This is a genomic window from Candidatus Thiosymbion oneisti (assembly GCF_900092655.1).
In the GTDB taxonomy this organism is placed as follows: Bacteria; Pseudomonadota; Gammaproteobacteria; order Chromatiales; family Chromatiaceae; genus Thiosymbion; species Thiosymbion oneisti.
This window is the reverse complement of sequence record NZ_FLUY01000427.1, coordinates 1-10,377: the sequence shown is the minus strand read 5'-3', so window position 1 is coordinate 10,377 and position 10,377 is coordinate 1. Positions and strand designations below refer to the sequence as shown.

Sequence of the window (10,377 nt, the reverse complement as noted above, 5' to 3'; positions counted from 1 at the left end):
TGGCTAAATTTTAAGTGATGAAGTCTGCCGACCCCTACCCCGTCATTCCGGCAGGGATTGCCGGAATCCAGGCGCCAAGGATGGCAAAAGCAGTGGGGGTCGAATCGTTAAGTCGCACAACCATGTCACTTTGAATTTAACCACTACCCAAATAACTTCTCCGCTCGAAAGACAAACGCTGATTCCACCGGCGCTTCAAATAACGCCTGACTTTCGAAATGGGTTCAAGGCGCTCAGCAGATATGGCCTTTCGACAAGGGATACGAAAGTGGTCTAACTGATAGTGGCGCTGATATTGATGGTCGTAAACAAAGCCGCTGACATCGTCGAGCACCAATTCCGCATTGTTCACGAATGCCAAGCGGCGGGCGGCAGCGTAGGCGAAGAGTTGGTTCCCGACACCACCGAAAATGCGGGCAAAGACCTTAGCCATGGTCGAGCACTGCCCCGCTCACCACTTTGCTTCGACTCAGACCTAAAGACACGCGATAAAAGAATGCAAAAATCACCCACAGAATGATCGCGTTGATACCGTTCTTCTCGCCGTACCATAAAAAATGCGCCGAGGATAATGAAATGGTCAGTAATAGAGTTACGTTTATGACTGAGATCTTACGCATGGATTTTCGCTCAACGTATTGAAAAAAAAATGTCCATAGGGCAGGCACAATAAATACGCCTACCATCCTAAAGTTCATAAATGGGACAACAGATGCATGCGTACCACCAAGTCCATAACGCATTTCCCATGCTGGGCCTGACATCTCAGTTAAAGGCCGCTCATAATCAAAAATATCAGCTACAAAACCAGGCAATAAAGAAAGGAGAATGTTGAGATAGTCTTCGCCCCACTTCATGCGCAAGAGGCCATAAATGTGATCACCAGCAACGCTAAGTGGTGTGAGGAGAGCGGCAGACCATGTTCCGTGCAACATATTAGACAAACCCAAAGTGCCCTCAAAGAACATTTCCATTATAAGCTGAATAGCGAATTCTAAATCTTTGCCTGTAAGTGCACTACGGAGAACACCGATGATCATCGAGGTAGCAACAAGGATGAAAACCCAAATGACTATTTTGAAAAAAGAAGTTTGCCGATTGACGTTGCGCAGCAAATTGACGTTGCGCAGCAAAAAGCCTCGAAGCCAATAGTATTTCACTATTGCCAAAGAGAAAACCCATGGCACAGCCGCACGATCGCCACGAAGTAGCTGTAACCAAATAACTATGTAAGCAACACTAGCAAGAATAATTGCCCATTTTAGATCTCTTCGAATTTTGCGTTGATCGATCAATGCATCAACAAAAGCAAAACTGAGAATTACGTAAGACATCATCCAAGATGAAGAAAAATTCCAATTCTGCGAAATAGAATCTGAAGCTGTATAGACTTCAACAAATATTGAATCTTTGGGGGCTGTTACGTAAGAAAGAGCAATACCAACAAAAAGCCAAAAAAACCAAATTGGAAAAGAGAGACTATGATATTTACGCCTGCTTCCGTCTGCGTTAAGACCATGATCTCTTTCAATGAACTTGTTTGTAAGCGAGCCCACAAAAGCAATACCCAAGGCCCCCGTAGCCACAATCATTGCTGTTAGTTCGATAACCTTTTCTTCTAACATATAAGGGTTGACAGCTAACCCCCAGAGTCTAGAAGGATTGCTGTTAAAGTCAAACCACAGGTAAGGCGGGATATGGATAAATGGCAATAAATATACTGCGAGCAACAACGCTATCAACGCGCCAATACGCTTTGCCCTCAATTGGCGGATAAAATAAATAACAACAAGCACCATGAGTGCAACCGACAAGCCGATGGAAAAATAGACATCCGCGTGAAACAAAACCACAGAGAGGATGCCAAGCGCCAGAAAGACCAACGGAGCGATCTGGAGTTGAACCCTATTGGCCCGCCTTGCAGGCATGGCAATAGCAATTGAGCTTGATTGATTTTCCTGAATTGGATTAATCATCGCTACCGAAACAAAAAATTATGCGTTTCAAACGACGCTTCACCATTTGCAGCCGCCAAAACAGTTTCTAAATTAACAACAGCCTTCTTAGCGTCCGCAGAAACAGCAGAATACCCTCGCTCGAAAAACTGCTCGAACGTTGCGACAAGGTTTGGATTGACGGTGACACCAGACGGCTGGTGGATGGTCGAACCGATCTCGACTATCCAGATCGGCCTTGGCTCATGACGCAAGCTGTTTGTCGCACCTTGCAACACGGCGTACTCCGCACCCTCAACATCCACTAGGATCAGCGCTTGCCTACCCTGCAACGACGAGCCAAGGATACGATCAAGCGTCAACACGGGCACCTGCGTGACATAGGACTCCGGAATACCCGCCCAGCCCTTGATGAGAGACGCTCCTGTCCCCCCCCCCCACATTTTCAGCACATCAGCTTTCGCGCCAAGTGCAACGGGGAATATCTCGGCCTGCTGCGCCCACCCATTTTCCGTGATGTTGCGCATCAGGTAGTGCAAATTACGGGCAATCGGCTCCACGGCGGTCACGGGCTTACCGAGGCTGAGCGCGTGACAGCAGTAATAGCCCACATTGGTGCCGACATTGACGAGAATATCGACCTCCTGAAGTAGTCCCCTGACCAGTCGGGTTTCCTCAGGCTCGAACGTGCCCGACGCCATGGCAGGATGCCCAGCGAGTGAGAAGCCCCAAGGGGTTTCGATTGCAGAACTGTTCCGATCTAGCAGATCGCGGTTATTGCGATAGAACTGTGCCGTGCGAGGGAAGCGCTCGACGATGCTTTTGAGTGCATTTCTGATCATTTAGTAGTCTCCTGTGACTCTTTTACCGCCACACACTGCCAACCAAAGCAAGCCAAGTCCTCTGCTATTCTCTTGGCGCGCAAGGAAAAGTAGGCAACACCGAGCATGCCGTACAGATAGGCCAGCGGCCAAGCCCAGTTGCCGCGCTGACGCTCAAGGCCACCCAAGCGGGTAACCTCCTGACGCAACAGGGCATACCAATCACCATTGGCAACGAGTTCGTGAATGTCGAAACCCCGCAAGGCAAGGTGGTGTTCATACCAATACTTGGAAAAACCCGAACAGAAGTGGTACGGGGCCATGTGCACGACCGATCCGAAAGGCGCGGTGAGGATCAAGGTGCCGCCGGGTTTGAGCAGGCGAGCGAACTCGTCAAGGGCGTGTGTGGGTTCGGGGACATGCTCCAGTACCTCACTGCAAAGAATGGCGTCGAAGCTGGCATCCGGTGCCGGTATTTCGGCGATGTCGCTGACCAGATCAATCCGCGAGGTATCCCAGCCTTCGGTTTGCAACCCTTCGTCCGGGTGCCCCCCCCCGCCGTGGTACTGACAGAAATCCTGAGAAACGTAGTCCAGATGCGCGCAGTACCTACGATTCTTTAGCTCGCCGGCGCCCGCATCGAGCAAACGCGCACCTTTTGGTAACGAGGAGAGGACTTGCTTCAGCCAGGCTTGGCGGGTTTCTTCATTGATGTTCTTAATGATCATGGCATTACTTCCTTAGGTAGTGGTGATTTTTGAAGTGATCGAGTAGATGGGTTCATCGGTAATCATTCCGATTTCCACCGTTATTTCTCGCTACCTGATTCTAGATTTTAGCCCTCTCTTCTGGAATAATACGGTTGGTTTGAACGATTACGTTCATTGATAAAACCAACCAAAGAGTTTTCAATTATGATTATTGAGGCTAAAGTATACACCTGTCGTAAATGTCAGAGCAAAGATCTCGTTAAAAATGGCACAAATGCGTCCGGTAGCTCGCAATATCATTGTAAAACCTGTGGTGCCTATGGCGTACTTGAGCTCAAAGAACGCTCGACGGAAGAAAAGAAAGAACTCATTATAAAAGTTTATCAAGAAAGATCCAGTATGCGCGCGATTGAACGGACTTTTGGGGTCTCTCGCCAAACATTGAGTGTTTGGTTAAAAGAAAAGGCGAATGACCTCCCACCCCTTGAAGAGACGCTACAACCTGTTGATTCGAAAAAGATTCCTGTGCTGGAGCTGGATGAGTTGTGGTCCTTTGTCTTCCGTAGCAAAGACAAAGTTTGGGTCTGGATTGCCATGAATAGAGAGACCCGAGAAATCGTCGCCTATGCCTGCGGTGATCGCAGCGAAGACACCTGTCAAATACTCTGGGATCGCGTACCATCCGCTTATAAAGAAGCCATTGTTTTCAGTGATTATTGGAACGCGTATCAAGCCGTCATTCCGAGCGAGCAACATCGCCCTGTGGGTAAAGAAACGGGGGAAACGGCTCATATTGAGCGTTGGAATAATACCTTACGGCAACATTTGGCACGCTTCGTACGTAAGACGTTGTCTTTTTGCAAATGTATTAAAATGCATGAGATTTGTTTAAAACTCTTCATACACCGATATAATACCGAATTATTGCCGATTGTTGGCTAGATATCACTTCAAAAATCACCACTACCCTTCCTTACGATGTAATCACCAAGCACCAAAACATCTACAGCACCATGTAGATATGAACGAATGGCATCTTCGGGAGTGCATACAATTGGTTCTTCATGCATATTAAAACTGGTATTTACAATTGCTGGAAGGCCAGTGAGCTTGCGGAACTCATCAATTACTGACCAGTAAAGTGTTTCTTTCCCTTTGTAAACTACTTGTGGGCGCGCCGTGTTATCAATATGTACCACTGCTGCCAGTCTATCAATCCATTCCGGATTCACATCATAGGTGATTGTCATAAATTGAGACGCGTGTTCTGATTTTCCACCACCTGAGAACAAGTCATTCTTGTACTCCTCCAATACAGAAGGTGCAAAAGGCATGAACTCCGTTCGATTGAGGCGCTTATTAATGACCTGATTCATCTCCCGACGACCTGGATGTAGGAGAATACTGCGATGCCCTAGTGCTCTAGGACCGAATTCCATCCGCCCCTGAAACCACCCAACAATTACACCATCTGCCAATAGCTTGGCAGTTTCCTGTGCGAGATTTTCAGCTTGCTTCGTGACGTGCAGGTTAGCATCCTTGCAGGCAGCCAGTATTTGATCACCGTTAAATTTTGGACCTAGATAAACATTTTCCAAAGGGCGGCTTGATATGGTTTTTTGAGAATTAAGTTGAAGGTATGCAGCACCAACTGAAAGGCCGCCATCTCCCATATCAGGAAAAATCCATACTTTCTTAGTTTCAGGAATGGCCTCTATCTGCTGATTTAGTTTCACATTGGCAAAAATTCCTCCGGCCAATGCAACATGCGTCAGACCGGTTTTGTTAACCAAGTCCGAAACCCATGCCGTAACAGCTCTTTCCAGTTCAATCTGAGCAATCGCAGCGATATCCTCCGGTCTGAAATTTTTCCCATAGTATTTGCCAACCAGCCTTCGAAAAGCCTCGTATGAAGGATATACCGCTTCATTGTTCAACAAGCAACGAAGCTTATCTGTAAATGATATATAATTTCCATCATGCAAGTAAGGGTTAAGGAAAGACTTTGAGTCAGTCGTGTATTGAAGTAATTGGCCACCCAATTGCTTAACATGTGATGTATCTCCATATGAGGCAAGTCCCGTAAGCTTCCCTTCATGCCGCCCCACCTTGTATCCAAGCAAACGTGTTGCCCATGCATACATATGACCCGGTGAATGAGGCAACGAGGTCGAAGAGATCTCAGTCCATACTCCGTTGATTACAGTATGTGCAGTGGCACTACGCCCATCCCCTGCACCATCTGCCGTAATAACAAGCGCATCATGGTACCCTGAGGTGTAATATGCACTTGCCGCATGACATAGATGATGATCAAAATAGGTAATTGAAGCGGGGACGATACCGATATCAGCGAGGTGCTTACGAATTATTGGTTCAGCGTTGATTTTTTTCTCGACCCAAAGCTCATCGACCAGCTTCGGTTATTAAAGATGTCGTAATATGGTACCCCATCATCGAATATAAACTGCTGATACCGCAATTCCATCCTTTTCCATGCGCGCTCCCTGTTAGCAATGGCAATATGGTAATTTCCGGGCTCAATGGTTATTAATGCGTTAGACGGCCAACCGGTAAAAACCTTCTTTCGATTGAAGCGTTCCTCCCCAACTACGAAACATAAATTGCCTTTATCTTCTAGCAGACAGATTGACGCATCATGACCTGCGTTTATACCTAATATCTTCATAATTTATCCTTTAACAAACTGGCATCTTGACTCTTGAGGTAGCCCATCTTTGATGGCTCAGGGAAGTGTTTTGGTGTCAGTTTCAGAATTACAGCGGAAATTTCTGCGTAATAGCGGCCATCATGGAGGTTGTGTTTGTTCTTCATTGGCTAATTTCTCCTTTCTGCTGTTGATGTAACGATTATTGCAAGGCTATATACGCGCTCCAAAGCATGTATACCACTGAGAAAATCACCAAGGCAGCAATAACGCCGCTGACGCCATACCACCAAGCACCCAGGACATTTGCCCCAACTCCGATAAGCGCAGTTCCTATCTTCATCTGTAGTAACGATTGAGTGCGGATTTCCGACATCAGCTTAAGTGATAGCATTTGTCCGGTTGCGAAGGATCCTCCAGCAAGTAATACCCAGGGTAAATAGTGGGAGATATCACGAAAGGCCTCCGCAACCAACCACTGGAATATCCACTCGTGCAACAACCAGGCGCATGAAAAAGCCATCCCTGTCAGCACCAGACAGATCAGTGAGATGCGCCACGCCATGCTGTGCACAGTGGCGTTACGGGCATGATCATCAGCAGCGCCGGATCTTTGATATAAAATTGGCCCGACGAAAGTCATCAGTAGGCCTGTGAGCATGATGATAGGGGTATAGCTAAGTTGGTACAAAACCGTGTATTGACCGACTTCCTGGGTTGAAGCAAACGCCTCCAATGCCCATCGATCCGAAGCCTGTTGACTCCATGTAAAAATGCCCCAGATGGAGAATGGCCAACCGAACCCCCAAACCTGTAGCGTCCAGTTCTCATTGCCTTCTTCACGATCGTGAGACACACTTTGCCGGTGCATCAGTCGCTTTAGAAAAACGATCTGTGAGCCGGTAACAACCAAGACAGAGAGGGTATAGCCAATCACTACCGTCGTGCCGGCCGCGCCTAGCCAAAGCATCATCCCCACCACCAACCCGATTTTCAGCCAGGCATCAATGCCGCTATGCAGGGCGACTACCGGGCGCTGGCGTGCTGCATTCTGTACCCCATTTAGGGCGCTGTTATAAGAAGATAGGATTGAGAACACAAAGACTGCAATGGCCAACCCCATCCATCGGCTTTGGCCTACGGCCACGAGACCGCTGATCAAGACGATTGCCATGAGGATGACAACTAAGGTGGCGTATGTGAGCAACCGCCAAGATGCTTGAAGGTAACCTCCAAGGTCGCCCTTTTCTGCCGCGATGGAATAAATGCGTCCAATGCCGGCAATGATCCCACCCATCACGACCTGATTTACCAGGGTAGCGATGGTCAATCCGAGCGCCAGTTCGCCATACTCTGCCGGATCAAGATACTCCGTCAGCATCCGGACGAGAACGAACGCACCGAGAACACTGGCTATCTGCCCAACAAGAATCCACCCACCCTCTTTTGCAAGTCGATTGATGCGAGCGCGCTGCGTGTTCCAGCGGTGGAGGATGTTAGTGACCATTCCTCTCTGTCGGGTCCCGGATGATTACATAGGATCTAAGATCGGGTCATTATTGCGTGCCAGAGAGGTCATGGAGCTACTGGTGACCATCTCTGTAGCGGAGAACACACAATGAACATCCACTTGCATACCAATGCGACCACGACCCCGAAGACCCGCCAGTATATTCAGGTATCCAACCAGTCCGTCACGCAACTCGCCGATGAGTTGGGCGTGAGTGAGGATACCATCCGCCGCTGGAAACGCCGTGACAGCGTTGCCGATGGTTGCCACACGCCGCACCGCCTGCAGACCACGGCGACATGTGAATACAACAGCTTATAGCTGCTGTCATAGACCGGGCCACGGCCCGCCAGGGTGGATGCACTTTTCTGCGTCACCCTACTGCCACAACCCACAAGTATCAATCACGATCTTTTCCCGCAACGCCTGTCGAGACATTTTCTGAAACGCCCTGTGCGGGACTAGCCCGAGCACGATATCCGCCTCTGCCAGTGCTTCATCCACACCGCAAAGCCGGACATCGGCTACGGCCAAGGGTGTCGGCAATGTTTCGATGTGGGGCTCAATAGCGAGTATACGTCCACCCCCTTCTCGGGCCAAGCGCAGCGCGATCTCGACGGACGGGCTCTCGCGCAGGTCGTCGATGTCTGCCTTGTAGGCGAGGCCGAAGCAAGCGATGGTCGGATGTCGGAGGCGGGCAGCCTCGACGCCCACCTCGGCAACCACGAACTCCGGCTGGGCGGTGTTGACCTCGCGGGCGACGTGGATGAGTCGGCTCTGCTCCGGCGCGGAGTGAATAATGAACCAGGGGTCGACGGCGATGCAGTGCCCGCCGACGCCGGGTCCAGGGCTCAGAATCTCGACCCGGGGATGGTGGTTGGCCAGCCGGATCAGCTCCCGGATATCGACGCCTAAGTGGTCGCAGATCCGGGATAGCTCGTTGGCCAGGGCGATGTTGACATCACGGAAGCTGTTCTCGGTGAGCTTGGCCAGCTCGGCGGTACGGCTGTCGGTGATGAGGAACTTGCCGGTGACGAACTGGCGGTAGAAAGCCGCGGTGGCGGTAGATGTCTCATCGATGCCGCCGACGATGCGGTCGTTGGCGACCAGCTCGTGGATTGCGTCCATTGCTCTGGGTCGCTGCGTTGGGTCAGCAGCCAGTCGGCCAGCTCGCGGGCTCACACAAGTAGCCGGTTTCACCCGTGCGGTGATAATCCTGCAGCAAGCCCAGAATGAACAGACCGACCCCTTTCGGATTACGCCGCTTCGGCACCCCCAGCACAGGGCGGAAATTGATAGGCGAGCGTTTACCGAACTGCAACCAAGCCAACCGTACCCACTCATTGCCGTAGAGCGGGCTCGATTGCAACAGGTGACTGTTCAACAGGTCGAAAGGATCGTAGCCGGCAAACCCCTCGCGACGAACTGTATCCAAAAGTCGCGTGTTCAACTCGATAATTTCGTCCATTATGACTTAAGTTGCGGTTCGGCAGACAGGACCCGTAGGGTGGGCTGTGCCCACCAGTGTTGTGCCTACCTGGTGGGTACAGCCCAATGCCATTAAGTTAGCTGTTGGCCGCTTGCCGTGGTGGGTCGGAATACGAAAGAGAAAACGATGAATCGCGCGAAGCGGCGCGAATCCATTCGTGAGGATTCGCGTGATTCGTCGTTTTTTCGCTTACTTTGCCGACCGGTAACGCTTAACTTAATGGCATTGCCGTAGCGTACTACGGCGAAGGTCGTCTTGTGGCCGCCGGCCATGTTGTTGGCGGCCACGAAGAGTTTATCGGATGCGAGCTTGGTGGCACCATAGAGGTTGATGGGGGTCGCGGCCTTGTCCGTAGATAGCGCAATGACCTTCTCGACCCCGTTGACAAGGCAGGAGCGGATGAGTTTTTCAGCGCCGTAGACATTGGTCTTGATGCATTCGGTCGGGTTGTACTCGGCCGCCGGGACTTGCTTCAGGGCAGCGGCATGGATCACGTAGTCGACCCCGCGCGTTGCCTGCTCCAGGCGCTCATAGTCCCTGACGTCACCGATGAAGTAACGCATGCAGGGTGCGTTGAATTCCTGCCGCATCTCGAACTGCTTGAGCTCGTCGCGCGAGAAGACGATTAACCGGCGAGGGTCACAATGCTCCAGGACCGTTTTTGTGCACTGCCTGCCGAAGGATCCGGTGCCGCCGGTAATAAGAATCGACTTGTCGTTAAACACTCACTGCGTCCCTATCGTAGCTTGTCGTTACCAGTACACAATATCTTATACCCTAGTTGTCATGCTCCGGATGATTGCATAAGATTCAAGGTTAGGTCGCTCTTGTGCGGATAAAGGGTCAGGTCTTCCCTTTTGCTCCGCCCCCTGTCGCAAGCGTTTTCAATTAGGCTCATCGACTGCTTTTGAATGTCGGTTACGGGCGCCGGTCGCCGGCGGTTGGCGTGGACCGTGCCTGACGCAGGGCACGCAACCAAGCGGTGCCGTCGGGGCAGGCGAGGAGTGCATCGCCGAGATGCTGCAGCTGTAGAGGATCGACAATCGCTGCCAGGAGCGGCTCGGCCTGCGCGGCAATCGCGGGACCGAAGCGGTGGCGGGCTTGGCGGGCGAGTAGGTGGCGCGTCTCTTGGCGGCCTTGCTCCAAGCCCTGCTCCAGACCCTGCTCCAGACCCTGCTCCAGACCCTGCTCCAGACCCTGCTCCAGACCCTGCTCCAGACCCTG

12 protein-coding genes and 2 pseudogenes are annotated in these 10,377 nt (G+C 50.9%); 2 read left to right on the top strand and 12 right to left on the bottom strand.

All coding sequences use genetic code 11. The features are described from left to right. Window positions 1-136: 136 nt before the first annotated feature. Genes BQ17_RS04245 through BQ17_RS04230 form a run of 4 tightly spaced genes read right to left on the bottom strand, consistent with a single transcriptional unit; the run spans window position 137 to window position 3,504 of the window. Complete coding sequence (locus BQ17_RS04245) at window positions 137-433, bottom strand: O-fucosyltransferase family protein (protein ID WP_176722286.1); 297 nt, start codon at window positions 431-433, stop codon at window positions 137-139. After that, window positions 426-1,976, bottom strand: coding sequence for a hypothetical protein (locus BQ17_RS04240; RefSeq protein WP_141699091.1), 1,551 nt, complete (start codon window positions 1,974-1,976; stop codon window positions 426-428). The genes BQ17_RS04245 and BQ17_RS04240 overlap by 8 nt, the downstream gene beginning before the upstream one ends. A gap of 2 nt (window positions 1,977-1,978) precedes the next feature. After that, window positions 1,979-2,797 (bottom strand): FkbM family methyltransferase, encoded by an 819-nt coding sequence (locus tag BQ17_RS04235; protein ID WP_089724576.1) that lies wholly within the window; start codon window positions 2,795-2,797, stop codon window positions 1,979-1,981. Further along, on the bottom strand, window positions 2,794-3,504 hold the full coding sequence (locus BQ17_RS04230; protein WP_089724574.1) for a class I SAM-dependent methyltransferase: 711 nt from the start codon (window positions 3,502-3,504) through the stop codon (window positions 2,794-2,796). Before BQ17_RS04230 ends, BQ17_RS04235 begins: the two co-directional genes overlap by 4 nt. Before the next feature lie 186 nt (window positions 3,505-3,690). Between BQ17_RS04230 and BQ17_RS04225 the strand changes: the two genes are divergently transcribed. Beyond that, entirely contained in the window at window positions 3,691-4,428 is a 738-nt protein-coding gene (locus BQ17_RS04225) for an IS1 family transposase (RefSeq protein WP_141699090.1), read from the top strand. 8 nt (window positions 4,429-4,436) lie between these two features. Here the strand turns inward: BQ17_RS04225 and BQ17_RS04220 are convergent, their stop codons facing one another. Genes BQ17_RS04220 through BQ17_RS04210 form a run of 4 tightly spaced genes read right to left on the bottom strand, consistent with a single transcriptional unit; the run spans window position 4,437 to window position 7,661 of the window. Beyond that, window positions 4,437-5,813, bottom strand: a complete 1,377-nt coding sequence (locus tag BQ17_RS04220; RefSeq protein WP_256091478.1) for a carbamoyltransferase family protein — start codon at window positions 5,811-5,813, stop codon at window positions 4,437-4,439. Window positions 5,814-5,854: 41 nt separating this feature from the next. Next, a complete protein-coding gene (locus tag BQ17_RS21430) occupies window positions 5,855-6,175 on the bottom strand; it encodes a hypothetical protein (protein WP_089724569.1) in 321 nt (106 codons plus the stop codon). Continuing rightward, on the bottom strand, window positions 6,172-6,321 hold the full coding sequence (locus BQ17_RS21425) for a hypothetical protein (protein ID WP_176722285.1): 150 nt from the start codon (window positions 6,319-6,321) through the stop codon (window positions 6,172-6,174). Before BQ17_RS21425 ends, BQ17_RS21430 begins: the two co-directional genes overlap by 4 nt. 35 nt (window positions 6,322-6,356) lie before the next feature. Beyond that, a complete protein-coding gene (locus BQ17_RS04210) occupies window positions 6,357-7,661 on the bottom strand; it encodes a lipopolysaccharide biosynthesis protein (RefSeq protein ID WP_089724567.1) in 1,305 nt (434 codons plus the stop codon). A gap of 111 nt (window positions 7,662-7,772) precedes the next feature. Here BQ17_RS04210 and BQ17_RS04205 point away from each other — a divergent pair. Further along, window positions 7,773-7,964: pseudogene (locus BQ17_RS04205) on the top strand (helix-turn-helix domain-containing protein); the annotation flags it as partial. A gap of 78 nt (window positions 7,965-8,042) precedes the next feature. On the opposite strand, the gene BQ17_RS04200 reads toward BQ17_RS04205, so the two are convergent. From BQ17_RS04200 to BQ17_RS21420, 4 genes and pseudogenes are all read right to left on the bottom strand, one after another. Next, complete coding sequence (locus tag BQ17_RS04200) at window positions 8,043-8,792, bottom strand: nucleotide sugar dehydrogenase (RefSeq protein ID WP_256091477.1); 750 nt, start codon at window positions 8,790-8,792, stop codon at window positions 8,043-8,045. Window positions 8,793-8,814: 22 nt separating this feature from the next. Further along, entirely contained in the window at window positions 8,815-9,132 is a 318-nt protein-coding gene (locus BQ17_RS23140) for a hypothetical protein (protein WP_256091476.1), read from the bottom strand. A gap of 92 nt (window positions 9,133-9,224) precedes the next feature. Then, entirely contained in the window at window positions 9,225-9,878 is a 654-nt protein-coding gene (locus tag BQ17_RS04195; protein ID WP_089724562.1) for a polysaccharide biosynthesis protein, read from the bottom strand. Between the two features lie 193 nt (window positions 9,879-10,071). Next, window positions 10,072-10,377 (bottom strand): annotated as a pseudogene (locus BQ17_RS21420) (cytosolic protein); the annotation flags it as partial.

Excerpts from the sequence above, each read along its gene's own strand:
- BQ17_RS04200 (WP_256091477.1), bottom strand. The coding sequence starts at position 8,792 with ATGGACGCAATCCACGAGCTGGTCGCCAACGACCGCATCGTCGGCGGC.
- BQ17_RS04230 (WP_089724574.1), bottom strand. The coding sequence starts at position 3,504 with ATGATCATTAAGAACATCAATGAAGAAACCCGCCAAGCCTGGCTGAAG.
- BQ17_RS04235 (WP_089724576.1), bottom strand. The coding sequence starts at position 2,797 with ATGATCAGAAATGCACTCAAAAGCATCGTCGAGCGCTTCCCTCGCACG.
- BQ17_RS04245 (WP_176722286.1), bottom strand. The coding sequence starts at position 433 with ATGGCTAAGGTCTTTGCCCGCATTTTCGGTGGTGTCGGGAACCAACTC.
- BQ17_RS23140 (WP_256091476.1), bottom strand. The coding sequence starts at position 9,132 with ATGGACGAAATTATCGAGTTGAACACGCGACTTTTGGATACAGTTCGT.
- BQ17_RS21425 (WP_176722285.1), bottom strand. The coding sequence starts at position 6,321 with ATGAAGAACAAACACAACCTCCATGATGGCCGCTATTACGCAGAAATT.
- BQ17_RS04210 (WP_089724567.1), bottom strand. The coding sequence starts at position 7,661 with ATGGTCACTAACATCCTCCACCGCTGGAACACGCAGCGCGCTCGCATC.
- BQ17_RS21430 (WP_089724569.1), bottom strand. The coding sequence starts at position 6,175 with ATGAAGATATTAGGTATAAACGCAGGTCATGATGCGTCAATCTGTCTG.
- BQ17_RS04240 (WP_141699091.1), bottom strand. The coding sequence starts at position 1,976 with ATGATTAATCCAATTCAGGAAAATCAATCAAGCTCAATTGCTATTGCC.
- BQ17_RS04225 (WP_141699090.1), top strand. The coding sequence starts at position 3,691 with ATGATTATTGAGGCTAAAGTATACACCTGTCGTAAATGTCAGAGCAAA.